The sequence below is a fragment of the Dactylosporangium sucinum genome, assembly GCF_014647515.1.
GTDB classification, from domain to species: domain Bacteria; phylum Actinomycetota; class Actinomycetes; order Mycobacteriales; family Micromonosporaceae; genus Dactylosporangium; species Dactylosporangium sucinum.
Map to the genome: position 1 here is coordinate 1 of NZ_BMPI01000005.1, position 12,619 is coordinate 12,619.

The window sequence follows — 12,619 nt, forward strand, 5'->3', positions numbered from 1 at the left end:
AGCCTATTGAGACACCTTCCCCGTCACCTCTGACCAGACCCCGGTCCAGAAACCGGATTGTTCAGCGGTCTCCTAGCGGGCGCGGCCTCTCCCCGCGCCCTCTCCGCGTCGATCTTGCAGTTGTGGTTCAACCTTTATCCGCATAAATCCGGACCATCCTGGCACCACAACTGCAAGATCGACGCGGAGAAGGCGCGGCGGCGGGAGTGGGCGGTGAGGGTGGGAGCGGGTCAGGTGGTGGGCGGGCGGTGCAGGCGGTACAGGACGTGCATCTCCAGTGGGTGGCCGAGCGGCAGGTTCGGGTGGCGGAAGTCGTCGGCCGGGTCGCGGGTCATGCCGATCTTGCGCATCACCGCCTGGGACGGGGTGTTCGTCACCGTGGTCATGGACACGATCTCCGTCATGCCCGCGCCGCCGTCCTCGCGCGGGCGGAAGGCGAAGTCCCGCGCCGCCAGCGCCGCCTCGGTCGCGTAGCCCCTGCCCGACGCGTGGCGGGCCAGCCGCCAGCCGATCTCCAGCGCCGGCGCCCACGGGGTGTCGATGCGCTGCCACGCCAGGCCGACGAAGCCGATGAACGGGTCGTCCGCCGTGGACACCGCCCACAGGCCGTAGCCGTGCTCGGCGAACTGCTGCTCGATGCGGTCGGCGAAGGCGTCGCTCTCGCCCGGGGTGAGTCGGCGGGGGAAGTATCGCATCACCTCGGGATCGGCGTTCATCGCGGCGAACGGTGCGCGGTCGGCCTCCGTCCAGCCGCGCAGCAGCAGACGGGCGGTGCGCAGTTGCGGGGATGGCAGCACGAACCCCATGCTGCCATCCCCGTCGCGAAAACGAGCGCCTCAGAGGCGCACGATCATTTTGCCCAGGTTCTCGCCGCGCAGCATGCCCAGGAACGCGTCCGGGGCGTGCTCGATGCCGTCGACGAACGTCTCCGGGACCTGGACCCTGCCCTCCCGCAGCCAGCCGGTCATCTCCTCGACGAACGCCTGGCGCCGCCCCCAATGATCCATGACGAGGAATCCCTGCAGCGTGATCCGCTTGCTGATGAGCAGGCTGAGATTGCGGATCCCCTGCGCGTCCGGGCGGTTGTACTGCGAGATCGCGCCGCAGACCGCCACCCGCCCGTGCAGGTTCATGCGGAACAGCGCGGCCTCCAGCTGCTCGCCGCCGACGTTGTCGAAGTACACGTCGATGCCGTCCGGGGTCAGCTGCTTCAGCTGGGTGCGGATCGACCCGTCCTTGTAGTTGAAGGCGGCGTCGAACCCGAGGTCCTCCACGAGATACCGGACCTTCTCCGCCGAACCCGCGCTGCCGATCACCAGCCGGGCACCGCGCAGCCGGGCGATCTGACCGGCCAGCGAGCCCACCGCGCCCGCGGCGCCGGAGACGAACACGTTCTCGTCGGGCTTCATGTGCGCCACGTCGAGGAGCCCGGCGTACGCCGTGAGCCCGGGCATCCCGAGCACGCCCAGGAAGGCGGAGGGCGGCGCGGCGGCGGTGTCGACGACGCGGGTGTGCTTGGCGTCCAGCAGCGCGTACTCGCGCCAGCCGAGGCCGTGCAGCACGCTCGCGCCGACCGGGACGTCGGGGCTCTCGGACGCGACGACGGTGCCGACCGCGCCGCCCTCGAGCGGCTGGTCGAGCTGGAACGGCGCCACGTACGACGGCACGTCGTTCATCCGCCCGCGCATCGCCGGGTCGACCGACATCACCTCGTTGCGGACCACGACCTGGCCCGGTCCCGGCGTCGGCACCTCCTCCTCGACGAGCCGGAAGTGCTCAGCCGTCGGCACGCCCTCCGGGCGTGCGGCCAGCTGCCACAGCTTGTTGCTCATTCGTCCTCCGCTTCGCTCCGGCCGCCTGAGCCCCGACTGAGCCCATGATGAGCGGCCCCTCCGCTTCGCTCCGGACCGCTCATTCGTCCTCCGCTTCGCTCCGGCCGCCTCCGCTTCGCTCCGGACCGCTCACGCTGCCACCTCCAGCGTCACGTCGATGTTGCCACGGGTGGCGTTGGAGTAGGGGCAGACCTGGTGCGCGGCCTCGGCGAGCCGAAGCGCGGTCTCGCGGTCGGTGCCCGGGATCGTCACGGCCAGGGCCACCTGCAGTCCGAACCCGCCGCTGCCGTCGGGGCCGATGCCGACCTTCGCGTTGACGACCGTGCCGTCGACCGAGACCTTCTCGCGGCGGGCGACCAGGCGCAGGGCGCTGTGGTAGCAGGCCGCGTAGCCGGCGGCGAAGAGCTGCTCGGGGTTGGTCGCGCCGCCGGCGCCACCCATCTCCTTGGGCACCGCGACGTCGACGTCGACGATCCCGTCGGAGCTGGTGACGTGGCCGTCCCGGCCGTCGCCGGTGGCGGTGACGTCAGCCGTGTAGAGCACCTGCATCGATCTCTCCTCGCTCAGCCGAAGTTAGTGCCGCGGTGAGGCGGGCCAGGGTGACCCGCAGCTCGGCGAGCTCGTCCACGTCGAGGCCGTCGGCGCAGAGCAGCCGGGCGGGCAGCCCGGCGGCCCGGGCCCGCAGCCCCGCGCCCTCGGGGGTGAGCCGGACGGTCACCGACCGCTCGTCGTCGGCCCGCCGCTCGCGCCGCACGAGGCCGGCCGCCTCCAGGCGCTTGAGCAGCGGCGACAGCGTGCTGGAGTCCAGCCGCAGCGCCGCGCCGAGATCCTTGACGGTCCGCCCGTCGCGCTCCCAGAGGGTGAGTAGGACGAGGTACTGCGGGTAGGTGAGCCCCAACTCGTCGAGCAGCGGCCGGTAGCGCGCCGTGACCGCCCGCGAGGCGGTGTAGAGCGCGAAACAGACCTGCCGGTCCAGCGGCAGTACATCCACACGCCAACAGTAGCGCACGATTTAGTCGTGCGCGACCTATTGTGCGGCGGCTCCGTGCGGAGCGGCATACTCGGCCGGTGCGCCGCGACTTCGTCCCCACGTTCGCGCTGTGGTCCTCGGCCGCGGCGCCGGTGCTGCTGATCGGCGGCTGGACGGTTGCCGCCGCCGTGCAGCCCGCCGGGTTCGACTCGCTGCGCGACACCATCAGCTCCCTGGCCGGCATGGGTGCCGCGCACCGCTGGGTGATGACGACCGCCCTGGCCCTGGTCGGCGCCTGCCACGTCGTGACCGCGCTCGGCCTGCGCCCCTTCTCCGGCCCGTGCCGGCTGATGCTGGCGATCGGCGGGCTGGCGACCATCCTCGTCGCCGCGATCCCGGTGCCGGTGACCGGCGAGTCGGGCGCCCACCAGGCCGCGGCCACCGTCGCGCTCGCCTGCCTGGCGCTCTGGCCGGCCCTGTGGCGCCGCCCCGGCGGTGGCCCGTTCCGGCCGTCGGCCGCGGTGATGCTGACCGCCACGTTCGTGCTGGTCGCGCTGGTGTTCGTGTTCGCCGTGGCCCTCGGCGCCGGGTCACTGGTCGGCCTGGCCGAGCGGATCGCGACCGGCGCCGAGGCGGCCTGGCCGCTGGTGACGGTCGTGCTCCTGCGCCGCCACGTCGGCCAGCCCGCGGTGCTGCCCTAATTAGCGCAGTCCCGCCGGAATCCGGGCGATCACCGTCCCCTGGGCATCGACGGCGGTCAGGCCGGTGACGTCCAGCGGCGCCGTGTCGGCCGGCAGCCGGACCCACCACACGTGGACCCGCCCGTCCACCGGCCACGCCGCGGTCTGTGCCGTGGTGGCCCGGCCGTCGATCGTGAGCGTCACCCGGGCCACGGCGCCGGGGCCGCTCGCCGCCCGCCCGACCACGTACCCGAGCAGGAACCGGCTGTCGCCCGCACTTGTCTGGTAACCGGCGTGGAACCCGGCGTCACCCGGGCCGGGCGGCGCGACCGCCGGGTCGGTGCCGACCGACCGCAGCGAGATCCCGCCGTCGGGGCTCCGCACCCCGAAGGCCAGGACGAACCGCCCGTCCGACTCGGCGAACCACAGCCCGACGCCGTCGTCGCCGAGCGCGTTGTCGAGGCCGAGGCCGCCGGACGGCACGACGGTGATGTACATCCGCGGCACCTCGCTGAGGGGGATCGGGCTGAGCGACGGCGCGGGACCGGGGCTCGGGGGCGCCGCGACCGGTGCCGGCGAGCCGCCCGCGACGGCGAACGCCCCGCCCGCCACCACCAGCGCCGCGGCCGCCGAGGCCACCCCGGCGCGGGTCCGGCGCTGCCGCGCGCCCCGCAGGCGCAGTTCGCCGATCGTGACGCCCAGTTGGTCGGGAGCGGCCGAGGCCGCGTCGGCGAGCCGCTCGGTGAGGTCCAGGTCCGTGGTCATGACGCATCTCCAGAGGTTGTACGGGCGAGTTCCTGTTCGGCCCGCAGCAGCGGGCTGGCGCGCAGCTTGGCGAGCGCCCGCGAGCAGACCGACTTGACGGTGCCGACGCTGACCCCGAGCGTCTGCGCGGTCTCCCGCTCGGACAGGTCGGCGTAGTACCGCAGCACCACCGCCGCACGCTCCTTGCGACTGAGGGTCTGCAGCGCGGCGATGAGGGCCGCCCGCTCCTCGACGGCGGCGTGCCCCGGGTCGGCGGCGGCCGCGTCCGGCGGCTCGGCGTGCGCGACCTCCCGCCACGGGCGGCGGCGCAGCCAGTCGGTGTGCAGGTTGACCAGCACGCGGCGGGCGTACGCGAGCGCGTCGTCCTCCCGCACCCGGTGCCACGCCGTGTACGTGCGGACCAGCGCGGCCTGCGCGAGATCCTGGGCCTGCTCCGCACTGCCGCTGAGCAGCCAGCCGAGGCGGAGCAGCGGCCGGGCCGCCGCGGCGGCGAACTCGTCGAAGTCGCGCATACCCTGTTCTACGAGAGGACGCCCGCGAAGGTTGAGAGCTTCTCCGGGTTCGCCATCAGATACACGCCGCTGATGCGGCCGTCGGTGACCGAGATGGCCAGGGCATAGCGGTTGTACCCCTGGATGAGCACCCCCGCCTCGCCGTTGAGCCGCACCGGGGCCAGGTCGCGGGTCCGCCCGCCGACCTTCGTCCAGAAGCGGATCGCCTTGGCTCGCCCGTGGATCGGGTTGATGGCCGCCCGCACGCGGCCGCCGCCGTCGCTCCACACCACGACGTCGTCGTGCAGCAGCCGCTCGAGCGTCGCCACGTCCCCGCCCCGGGCGGCGGCGACGAACCCGTCGAGGAGCCGCCGGTGCTCGGCCGGGTCGGTGGCGAACCGGGCCCGGCCGCCGATCGCCTCGCTCGCCCGGTGGTGCAGCTGCCGGCAGTCGTCGGCGCTGCGGCCGAGCACCTCGCCGATCTCGCCGTAGGGCAGGCCGAAGGCGGTGTGCAGCACGTACACCGCCCGCTGCGGCGGGGTCAGCCGCTCCAGCAGGTGCAGCACGGCGATGGACAGGTCGGAGGTGTCGACCGCCCCGAACGGGGAGGGCTCGGTCGATACCGGCTCCGGCAGCCAGGTCCCGATGTACTCCTCGCGCCGTGCCTGCCGGGACCGCAGCAGATCGACCGCGAGCCGCGCCACCACCCGGGTGAGGTAGCGGCGCGGCTCGGCGACGCCCGACCGGTCGGCGCGGCTCCAGCGCAGGTACGCCTCCTGCAGGACGTCCTCGGCGTCGTGGACGCTGCCCAGCAGTCGGTACGCCAGCCCGTACAACATGGGTCGATGCGCGGCGAAGACGGTCATTCCACCGGAGGCTGCGTCCTGGTCGACACCGAGAGGCGGTTCCACACGTTGATCGTCGCAATCGCCATGAGCAGGTTGGCGACGCCCTCCTGACCGAAGTGCTCGACGGCGTTGTCCCACACCTCGTCGCTCACCCCGTGGTCGCCGAGGCGGGTGACCTCCTCCGTGAGGTCGAGCGCGGCCCGCTCCCGCTCGTCGAAGAACGGCGCCTCGCGCCACGCCCCGACCGCGAACAGCTTGCGGCTGGACATGCCGTCGGCGAGCCCCTCCCGGCTGTGCATGTCGACGCAGAACGAGCAGCCGTTCATGATCGAGGCGCGGAGCTTGACCAGGTGTAGCAGCTCGCCGTCGACGTTGGCGCGGATGTACTTCTCAAGGCCGAGCACAGCCTGGTAGGCGGCGGGACTGACGTCGTTGATCTTCATGCGTGCGGTGTTGGTCATGCACTCACGACGGGGCTCCCCACCCGGAACGTGACAGTCCCCGCTGTGTCCTGGGCCACGCGCCGGATTAGTGTTCCGGGGTGACGAGCGCAAGCTGGCGACACCTGCCACCACCGGCCCGGGCCATCGCGACCGCCGCGGCCGACGCCGTCGAGGCCGCCCGCGAGCGCGAGAAGGAGGCGTTCGAGGACGCCGTCGAGCGGCTGTCGGCGCTCGACCCGGAGCAGACCGGGCTCGTCCTCGGCACCGTCGTGCGCAACCTGATCGAGGAGCTGCACCCCGACGGGCTGGACGGCGACGACGTGCGCGCCGCGCTGGAGCGGGCGGTCCGGGCCGCGATCGAGTGGCAGGAGGTCGACCCGCAGGTCATGGCCGTCGTGCTGATCGGCGCGCTCGGCGTGCACGAGGAGGCCGACGAGGAGCACCGGCCGTCACCCCGGGCGCTCGCCCGCCACGCGCCGCTGCTCGTCGCCGACCTGCTGGCGGCCCGCCCGTTCGCGCCGCACCTGCAGCGCGCGTTCGCGGAGATCGAGCGCTCCCAGGTGTACGACGGCTGATCCTCGCCCGGTCGTTGTCGCCCGGCCGCGAGGCACGGTGTGTGGCGGGTGCGGCGCGGATGGCGGGTGCGGCGCGGACAATTCCGGCCGGAAGCGCGGCGTGGCCCGGCGTCCGCGGTAATGCGGCGCATGCCGCTTCAGCTGCGGAAACCCTCACGGAAGCGGCGGAAGAAGCCACCCTCCCGGGGCAGCGACGGCGCCGGCGGCGGGGCCGTGCTGCGCTGGCGCGCGACCGGGCGGTCGTAGTCGGTCCGCGCGATCGCGTCCACGATCTGCGCCTCGGTGAAGTGCTCGGAACCTTCGATCATCGGCACGTAGCCGACCAGCATGCCGTCGCGCATGACCTGCGCCTCCAGGCCCGCCGTGCCGTCGGTGTCCCACACCGCGACCCGGCCGTCGAACAGCGTCACCCGCACGCCGAACTGGGACAGCCCGGCCTTGGCCAGCTCCAGGTGGGCCGGCACGCCGCGGTCGCGCAGCGCGTCGACCACCCGCCGGGCCTCGTTCTCGTCCATGGGGGAAAGCTAGCTCGAATCCCTGTGAGCTGCCTGAATCGTCACTGTGCGCCACCTACGCTCAGGTTGTGGCGTTCCTCAGATGGCCGGTGGCGGTGCCGCCGGTCGCCGCCGTGGTGCTCGCCGCGACCTGGGGGCGCAAGCCGCACGGCATCGTGCTGGTCCTGGTCGCGATCGCCCTGATCGCGGCGGTCATCGCCGCCGTGCACCACGCCGAGGTGGTGGCGCACCGGGTCGGTGAGCCGTTCGGCACCCTCATCCTCGCGATCGCGGTCACCGTCATCGAGGTGGGCCTGATCGTCATGCTCATGACCACCCCCGGGCAGCGGGCCGACACGCTGGCCCGCGACACCGTGTACTCGGCGTTCATGATCGTGTGCAACGGCGTCATCGGCCTGAGCCTGCTTGTCGGCACCCTGAAGCACCGCGTGCTCGAGTTCCGGGTCGAGGGGGTGACCGGCGCCCTGGCCACGCTGACCTCACTGGCCACGCTGGCCCTGGTGCTGCCCACGTTCACGACGACGTCGCCCGGCCCCAGCTACTCGACGGTGCAGCTCGCCTTCGCCGGCGTGGCCTCCCTGGTGCTGTACGGCGTCTTCGTCTTCGTGCAGACGATCCGCCATCGGCCGCACTTCGCCGAGGAGCAGGACCACCACGACTCGGTACTGCCGAGCACCCGCGACGCCTGGATCAGCCTCGGCATGCTGGTGGTCTGCCTGGTGGCCGTGGTCGGCCTGGCCAAGACCGAGTCGCCGGCGATCGAGCGCGGCGTGCACATCCTCGGCGCGCCGCAGTCCGTGGTCGGCGTGGCGATCGCGCTGCTCGTGCTGCTCCCGGAGACGACGGCGGCGGTGCGGGCGGCGGCGCGCAACCGGGTGCAGACGAGCTTCAACCTGGCGCTCGGGTCGGCGCTGGCGAGCATCGGCCTGACGATCCCGACCATCGGCGTCGTGGCGAGCCTGCTCGGCCAGCCGCTCACGCTGGGCCTGCCGTCGAAGGACCTGGTCCTGCTGGCCCTGACCGTGGTGGTGAGCGTCATGACCGTGGCTCCCGGCCGCGCGACCCTGCTGCAGGGGACCGTGCACCTGTCGATCTTCGGCGCGTTCATCTTCCTGGCCCTGACACCCTGACACCGGGTTTGCGCGTTCCTGGCCCCCGCGCACCCGCGAGGGCCAGGAACGCTCGGCTCACTTGGACGGCTCGGGCAGGTCGCACGTGATCTTCGGGTTGACCCCGAGGTAGTTCAGCGGACCGGCCACGATCGTCACCAGGATGGTCCCGGTCTTGGCGCAGTTCGCTTCGTCGCTGTTGAAGTATCCGCGCTGGCCCGCGGCGATGACACCGATGATCAGCCAGATGACGAGGATGACCCCGCCGATCGAGGACCCTCTGCCCACAGCCTCCTCCTTCGTAGCGTCAGATGTGGATGGAGTACCCCGTGGGCCCGCTGGGGCAAACGTGGCCGGTGATCCAGCTCTCTTCCCCTGTCGGGTTGGCAGCAATGGGGGAGTGAACGACGCCGGTGAACCAATAGCGTTCGTGCTCGTTGCAGTACACCAAGGAAATGGGAGCACCACCGATATGAGCGAATTCGAAGGCGGCTTCAGCGCGGACCTCGACGGCGACGGCGTCGAGGACCAGGCCGAGATCTACACCCTGGAGGACGGCAGCAACGTCCTCGTCGGCGACCTGGACGGCGACGGGGTGGCCGACGTGGCCGCCCTGGACGCCGACGGCGACGGCGTCTACGAGCAGCTGTACGACGACCGCACCGGCGTCACCACGGACCTGACCGAGGAGCCGGACTACACGGCCGAGTACGACGGCTCGGGCGGCAACCTGGACGGCGACGTGGCGGCCACCGAGTCGGCCGACACGGGCGGCTACTACGACGCCGCCGCGGTCTCCGACCTGCTGGCCATGCAGCACGAGACCTCGATGGCCGTCATCGACAACATCTGAGGCGCCCTCGTATTCGACGGCGCGGTGGTCCGGGCAGCCGCTCGGCCTGCCGCGCCGTCCGGCGTCTGCGCGGCCGGTATACATGATCGCGTGTCAGCGCTGAGCCCCCTCGTCGTGGTCGACCTCATCGGCATCGCCGTGTTCGCGGCGTCCGGTGCCGTGGCCGGGGTGGCCAAGCGGCTCGACCTCTTCGGCGTGATCTTCGTCGGCTTCACGGCGGCGCTCGGCGGGGGCATCCTGCGCGACGTGTTCGTCAACGTGCAGCCGTTCGCGTTCGTCGACTGGCGGTACGCCACCGTGGCCGTCGTCACCGCCGCGGCCACGTTCTGGCTGCACCCCGCCGTGAGCCGGCTGCGGTGGACGGTGCTGCTGCTCGACGCCGCCGGGCTGGGGCTGTTCGTCGTGACGGGCACGCTCAAGGCGCTCGACGGCGGCATCCCGCCCGTCGGCGCCTGCATCATCGGCATGATCACCGGCATCGGCGGCGGGCTGGTGCGCGACCTGCTCACCGGGGAGATCCCGACCGTGCTGCGCCGCGAGATCTACGCGGTCGCGGGGCTGGCCGGCTGCGCCTCGGTGGCGACGCTCGACACCCTGCACACCCAGCGGCCCATCAGCATCGCGCTGGCCGCCACGCTGACGTTCGTGCTGCGCATGGTGGCGATCCGCCGCAACTGGTCCGCTCCCACGGCAAACCGCGACCAATCCTGACATGACGTGGCAGGAATGCGCGGCACGATGAGCGCATGACTGGTTTTGCGAGCCTCATCATGGTCAACATCGACTGCGCCGAGCCGCCCGTGCTGGCGACGTTCTACAGCGAGATCCTGGGCTGGGAGGTGACCCACAGCCAGGAGGAGTACGCCATGATCAGCGACGGCACCACGTCCGTCGGCTTCGGTCAGATCGCCGGCTACGCTGCCCCGACCTGGCCCGAGGGCCCGACGCCGAAGCAGTTCCACCTCGACTTCTACGTCGACGACCTCGCCGACGCGGAGGAGCGGGCGCTCAAGCTGGGCGCCACCAAGCCGGACTTCCAGCCGGGCGGCGACCGGTACACGGTGCTGCTCGACCCGGCCGGCCACCCGTTCTGCGCCTGCCTGCGCTCCTGACCGTTTGCCACACGTCGAATGTGCACGTTTGACGGGGCAAACGTGCACATTCGTCCGGCGACGTCGTCCGGCGACGTCGTCCGGCGACGTCGTCCGGCGACGTCGTCGTTCAGCGATTTCGTTCAGCGATTTCGTCCGGCTACTTCGTCAGCGTCGAGGACTGGACCGACGGGGGTCGGGCGCCGAGGAAGTAGATGCCAGGGAAGCCCGGCGTCTCGAAGCCCGCGCTCGGGTTCTTGCGCAGCGTCGAGCTCTCGATCGACATGGTGCCGGTGCGGTCGTTGCTCACGAAGAACACCGCGCCGCCACCCTCGTTCGCCTTGTTCTGCTCGACCAGCGTGCCGGCGAGCCGGACCGTGAACTGGTTGCCGTCGCAGTAGATCGCGCCGCCGCTGCCGCCACCCGGCGTGCCCCCGCGCGCCGGGTTGGCGCCCTTGCCGACCGCCGAGTTGTACGACAGGACGCTGTTGAGCACCACCCAGGAGACGCCGATGCTCGACAGGGCCCCGCCGTTCGAGCACACCCCGCCCTGGCCCGCTGCTCCGCCGAACGTGCTGCTCACGATGTAGACGGGTTGGTTGTGGTACTGGTTGAGCGCCCGGATGGCGGCCCCGCCCAGGTCCGGTCCCGACTGGTCGCAGCGGTTGCGCACGAAGCGCGAGTTGACGACCCTGAACCGGCCGCCCCGCACGAAGATCGCCCCGCCGCCGCCACCCTCGGCCTTGTCGCCGGTCGAGTTGCCGTCCGCGAACGTCAGGTTCTGCACGACGAGCTGCGGCGTCTCCTGGTCGTTGCAGTGGCTGGTGGTCCAGCCAAGGTCCTTGTCGCACGTGTTCATGTACAGGATGCGCCGCTTGCCCTCGCCGCTCAGCGTCACCTTGCCGCCGCCGTCGAGCACCACCTTGCCGCCCGACACCGCGTTGCGGACCTTCGCCGTGGCCTTCATCGTGATCGTGACCGGGTCGGGACCGCACGCGAACGTGATGATGCCGCCGGCCGAGACCGCCGAGACGACCGCCTCCGAGGTGCAGCTCGCCGCCGTGCCGTTGCCGACCGTGCGGGCGGGCCTCGAAGTGTCGACCGCGCGCGCCTCCGCCGGGACCGCCGCCCGTCCGTTCGGGTTGCCGGCCGCCGGCAGCGCCGCCGCGCTGGCGCTCGGCTTGGCCGAGGCCGACGCGGACGTCGACGGCCCGGGGGAGGCCGGCTGCCCGCTCGCGCCGGCCGGCCCGGCGAGGGCGCGGCCCGCGTCCTGCTCAGCGGTACCGTTGCCGCATCCCCCGGAGACGAGGGCGATGATCAGCAGCAATGCCCCGATGCGTCGCATCCGGCGATCGTATTAGGCAGCGGGGCCGGGCGCGCCGTCGCGGGTGGCGGTGGCGAGCACGATGAACGCCCGGAAGCGCTCGAACTCGGCCGCGTCCTGGGTGAGCGTGACGATATGGTCGTCGTGGGCGAACTCGACGGCCATCAGTGCACCTCCCGCTCCCAGTCCACCGCGGCGGACTCGAGCGACTCGGGAGTCAGGTCGAGCGTGAGCGGGTAGTCGAAGGTGCGGTGCTGCTCGTCGCCCAGCCAGGCGGGCGCGGCGGCGCGGGAGAAGCCGACGGTGATGCGGGGCTGACCGTACTCGTGCTCGTCGTAGGCGAAGCTCAGCTCCGGCGCGGCGAACGTGAGCCGCTCGTGCAGCTCGACCCGGCCCTTGGCGACGCGCAGCAGCCAGTCGCCGAGCAGGCGCGCCTCCTCGCGGGTCAGGCACGCCGCCCGGAACATCCAGGCGCGGCCGTCTCCGGCGTCGACGATCCCGTCGACCTCGCCGTGGGTCATGTGCAGTTCGACAAACGCGCCCCCGCGCGACTCCAGCCTCACGCTCGCAAGCATCGCAAGGCGGTGTCCCGCGGGGCACCGTCCGTTAGGGCCGATACGGTTGTGCGCATGACCACACCGCGCCCGCCGCTCGCGGAACAGCTCGACCTGCGACCGCACCCGGAGGGCGGCTGGTACCGGGAAACCTGGCGCTCCCCGGTCACCTTCACCCCGGCCGGCTACGACGGCCCACGGGCAACGGCGACGGCGATCTATTTCCTGCTGCACCCGGGGGAATCCTCGGCCTGGCACGTGGTGCGCTCCGACGAGCTGTGGTTCTGGCACTCGGGCGGCCCGCTGGAGCTGCGCCTCGGCGGCTCCGGCCCGGCTCCGGCGGACGGCCCGGTCGCGATCCTGGGCGCCGACGTGGCCGCCGGCCAGCGCCCGCAGGTCCTGATCGCCGCCGGCACCTGGCAGGCGGCCGCCCCGATCGGCGCCGACCCGGTCCTGGTGAGCTGCGTGGTGGCGCCGGGCTTCGACTTCGCCGACTTCCGCCTGGCCTGACCGCCCGCCGCCCCTCCCGCTCGTGACCCGCGTCGATCTTGCAGTTGTGGTGCCTCCCA

General features: G+C 72.3%; 20 protein-coding genes. 7 read left to right on the top strand and 13 right to left on the bottom strand.

All coding sequences use genetic code 11. The annotated features are described in order from the left end of the window. Positions 1–230: 230 nt before the first annotated feature. The 4 genes from IEZ31_RS05710 to IEZ31_RS05725 all read right to left on the bottom strand — a co-directional run bounded on the left by IEZ31_RS05710 (position 231) and on the right by IEZ31_RS05725 (position 2,841). Positions 231–806, bottom strand: coding sequence for a GNAT family N-acetyltransferase (locus IEZ31_RS05710; RefSeq protein WP_190248678.1), 576 nt, complete (start codon positions 804–806; stop codon positions 231–233). A 30-nt stretch (positions 807–836) separates the two neighbouring features. Then, positions 837–1,832, bottom strand: coding sequence for an NADP-dependent oxidoreductase (locus IEZ31_RS05715; RefSeq protein WP_190248679.1), 996 nt, complete (start codon positions 1,830–1,832; stop codon positions 837–839). Between the two features lie 129 nt (positions 1,833–1,961). Further along, the gene (locus tag IEZ31_RS05720) at positions 1,962–2,381 is read right to left on the bottom strand and encodes an organic hydroperoxide resistance protein (RefSeq protein WP_190248680.1); all 420 of its coding nucleotides are present in this window, start codon (positions 2,379–2,381) and stop codon (positions 1,962–1,964) included. Beyond that, positions 2,359–2,841 carry a MarR family winged helix-turn-helix transcriptional regulator gene (locus IEZ31_RS05725; RefSeq protein ID WP_229834282.1) on the bottom strand — a complete coding sequence of 161 codons (483 nt, stop codon included), beginning with the start codon at positions 2,839–2,841 and terminating at the stop codon, positions 2,359–2,361. The genes IEZ31_RS05720 and IEZ31_RS05725 overlap by 23 nt, the downstream gene beginning before the upstream one ends. A gap of 59 nt (positions 2,842–2,900) precedes the next feature. Between IEZ31_RS05725 and IEZ31_RS05730 the strand changes: the two genes are divergently transcribed. Next, positions 2,901–3,503 (top strand): DUF998 domain-containing protein, encoded by a 603-nt coding sequence (locus IEZ31_RS05730; protein WP_190248681.1) that lies wholly within the window; start codon positions 2,901–2,903, stop codon positions 3,501–3,503. On the opposite strand, the gene IEZ31_RS05735 is transcribed toward IEZ31_RS05730, so the two are convergent. The 4 genes from IEZ31_RS05735 to IEZ31_RS05750 are packed head-to-tail and all read right to left on the bottom strand — an operon-like array spanning position 3,504 to position 6,047. Continuing rightward, on the bottom strand, positions 3,504–4,247 hold the full coding sequence (locus IEZ31_RS05735; RefSeq protein ID WP_190248682.1) for a hypothetical protein: 744 nt from the start codon (positions 4,245–4,247) through the stop codon (positions 3,504–3,506). Then, positions 4,244–4,759, bottom strand: a complete 516-nt coding sequence (locus IEZ31_RS05740; protein WP_190248683.1) for a SigE family RNA polymerase sigma factor — start codon at positions 4,757–4,759, stop codon at positions 4,244–4,246. The genes IEZ31_RS05735 and IEZ31_RS05740 overlap by 4 nt, the downstream gene beginning before the upstream one ends. 8 nt (positions 4,760–4,767) lie before the next feature. Next, entirely contained in the window at positions 4,768–5,604 is an 837-nt protein-coding gene (gene sigJ / locus IEZ31_RS05745; protein WP_190248684.1) for an RNA polymerase sigma factor SigJ, read from the bottom strand. Continuing rightward, complete coding sequence (locus IEZ31_RS05750; RefSeq protein WP_229834284.1) at positions 5,601–6,047, bottom strand: carboxymuconolactone decarboxylase family protein; 447 nt, start codon at positions 6,045–6,047, stop codon at positions 5,601–5,603. Before IEZ31_RS05750 ends, sigJ begins: the two co-directional genes overlap by 4 nt. An 80-nt stretch (positions 6,048–6,127) precedes the next feature. Between IEZ31_RS05750 and IEZ31_RS05755 the strand changes: the two genes are divergently transcribed. Continuing rightward, positions 6,128–6,604 carry a hypothetical protein gene (locus IEZ31_RS05755; protein ID WP_190248685.1) on the top strand — a complete coding sequence of 159 codons (477 nt, stop codon included), beginning with the start codon at positions 6,128–6,130 and terminating at the stop codon, positions 6,602–6,604. A gap of 137 nt (positions 6,605–6,741) precedes the next feature. On the opposite strand, the gene IEZ31_RS05760 is transcribed toward IEZ31_RS05755, so the two are convergent. Beyond that, a complete protein-coding gene (locus IEZ31_RS05760) occupies positions 6,742–7,119 on the bottom strand; it encodes a hypothetical protein (RefSeq protein WP_190248686.1) in 378 nt (125 codons plus the stop codon). Positions 7,120–7,187: 68 nt separating this feature from the next. Between IEZ31_RS05760 and IEZ31_RS05765 the strand changes: the two genes are divergently transcribed. Next, on the top strand, positions 7,188–8,249 hold the full coding sequence (locus IEZ31_RS05765) for a calcium:cation antiporter (RefSeq protein WP_229834285.1): 1,062 nt from the start codon (positions 7,188–7,190) through the stop codon (positions 8,247–8,249). 57 nt (positions 8,250–8,306) lie between these two features. Here IEZ31_RS05765 and IEZ31_RS05770 read toward each other — a convergent pair whose 3' ends face one another. Then, positions 8,307–8,516 carry a hypothetical protein gene (locus IEZ31_RS05770; RefSeq protein ID WP_190248687.1) on the bottom strand — a complete coding sequence of 70 codons (210 nt, stop codon included), beginning with the start codon at positions 8,514–8,516 and terminating at the stop codon, positions 8,307–8,309. A gap of 184 nt (positions 8,517–8,700) precedes the next feature. Here IEZ31_RS05770 and IEZ31_RS05775 point away from each other — a divergent pair, with 184 nt between their 5' ends. From IEZ31_RS05775 to IEZ31_RS05785, 3 genes are all read left to right on the top strand, one after another. Then, the gene (locus IEZ31_RS05775; RefSeq protein WP_190248688.1) at positions 8,701–9,081 is read left to right on the top strand and encodes a hypothetical protein; all 381 of its coding nucleotides are present in this window, start codon (positions 8,701–8,703) and stop codon (positions 9,079–9,081) included. 90 nt (positions 9,082–9,171) lie between these two features. Further along, positions 9,172–9,792: a trimeric intracellular cation channel family protein gene (locus IEZ31_RS05780; protein WP_190248689.1), complete on the top strand. Its 621-nt coding sequence runs from the start codon at positions 9,172–9,174 to the stop codon at positions 9,790–9,792. A 35-nt stretch (positions 9,793–9,827) separates the two neighbouring features. After that, the gene (locus IEZ31_RS05785; RefSeq protein WP_190248690.1) at positions 9,828–10,193 is read left to right on the top strand and encodes a VOC family protein; all 366 of its coding nucleotides are present in this window, start codon (positions 9,828–9,830) and stop codon (positions 10,191–10,193) included. Positions 10,194–10,332: 139 nt separating this feature from the next. Here IEZ31_RS05785 and IEZ31_RS05790 read toward each other — a convergent pair whose 3' ends face one another. Genes IEZ31_RS05790 through IEZ31_RS05795 form a run of 3 tightly spaced genes read right to left on the bottom strand, consistent with a single transcriptional unit; the run spans position 10,333 to position 12,059 of the window. Beyond that, on the bottom strand, positions 10,333–11,517 hold the full coding sequence (locus tag IEZ31_RS05790; RefSeq protein WP_190248691.1) for a hypothetical protein: 1,185 nt from the start codon (positions 11,515–11,517) through the stop codon (positions 10,333–10,335). Positions 11,518–11,529: 12 nt separating this feature from the next. Further along, entirely contained in the window at positions 11,530–11,661 is a 132-nt protein-coding gene (locus IEZ31_RS58150; protein WP_268241650.1) for a hypothetical protein, read from the bottom strand. After that, the gene (locus tag IEZ31_RS05795) at positions 11,661–12,059 is read right to left on the bottom strand and encodes a WapI family immunity protein (protein WP_190248692.1); all 399 of its coding nucleotides are present in this window, start codon (positions 12,057–12,059) and stop codon (positions 11,661–11,663) included. The genes IEZ31_RS58150 and IEZ31_RS05795 overlap by 1 nt, the downstream gene beginning before the upstream one ends. A gap of 66 nt (positions 12,060–12,125) precedes the next feature. Here IEZ31_RS05795 and IEZ31_RS05800 point away from each other — a divergent pair, with 66 nt between their 5' ends. Next, positions 12,126–12,560, top strand: coding sequence for a cupin domain-containing protein (locus tag IEZ31_RS05800; RefSeq protein WP_190248693.1), 435 nt, complete (start codon positions 12,126–12,128; stop codon positions 12,558–12,560). Positions 12,561–12,619: the final 59 nt, after the last annotated feature.

What these genes read in the sequence shown, in the direction of transcription:
- IEZ31_RS05750 (WP_229834284.1), bottom strand. Translation starts at nt 6,047, where the DNA reads ATGACCAACACCGCACGCATGAAGATCAACGACGTCAGTCCCGCCGCC.
- IEZ31_RS05775 (WP_190248688.1), top strand. Translation starts at nt 8,701, where the DNA reads ATGAGCGAATTCGAAGGCGGCTTCAGCGCGGACCTCGACGGCGACGGC.
- IEZ31_RS05715 (WP_190248679.1), bottom strand. Translation starts at nt 1,832, where the DNA reads ATGAGCAACAAGCTGTGGCAGCTGGCCGCACGCCCGGAGGGCGTGCCG.
- sigJ (WP_190248684.1), bottom strand. Translation starts at nt 5,604, where the DNA reads ATGACCGTCTTCGCCGCGCATCGACCCATGTTGTACGGGCTGGCGTAC.
- IEZ31_RS05785 (WP_190248690.1), top strand. Translation starts at nt 9,828, where the DNA reads ATGACTGGTTTTGCGAGCCTCATCATGGTCAACATCGACTGCGCCGAG.
- IEZ31_RS58150 (WP_268241650.1), bottom strand. Translation starts at nt 11,661, where the DNA reads ATGGCCGTCGAGTTCGCCCACGACGACCATATCGTCACGCTCACCCAG.
- IEZ31_RS05735 (WP_190248682.1), bottom strand. Translation starts at nt 4,247, where the DNA reads ATGACCACGGACCTGGACCTCACCGAGCGGCTCGCCGACGCGGCCTCG.
- IEZ31_RS05710 (WP_190248678.1), bottom strand. Translation starts at nt 806, where the DNA reads ATGGGGTTCGTGCTGCCATCCCCGCAACTGCGCACCGCCCGTCTGCTG.
- IEZ31_RS05800 (WP_190248693.1), top strand. Translation starts at nt 12,126, where the DNA reads ATGACCACACCGCGCCCGCCGCTCGCGGAACAGCTCGACCTGCGACCG.
- IEZ31_RS05720 (WP_190248680.1), bottom strand. Translation starts at nt 2,381, where the DNA reads ATGCAGGTGCTCTACACGGCTGACGTCACCGCCACCGGCGACGGCCGG.
- IEZ31_RS05740 (WP_190248683.1), bottom strand. Translation starts at nt 4,759, where the DNA reads ATGCGCGACTTCGACGAGTTCGCCGCCGCGGCGGCCCGGCCGCTGCTC.
- IEZ31_RS05760 (WP_190248686.1), bottom strand. Translation starts at nt 7,119, where the DNA reads ATGGACGAGAACGAGGCCCGGCGGGTGGTCGACGCGCTGCGCGACCGC.
- IEZ31_RS05790 (WP_190248691.1), bottom strand. Translation starts at nt 11,517, where the DNA reads ATGCGACGCATCGGGGCATTGCTGCTGATCATCGCCCTCGTCTCCGGG.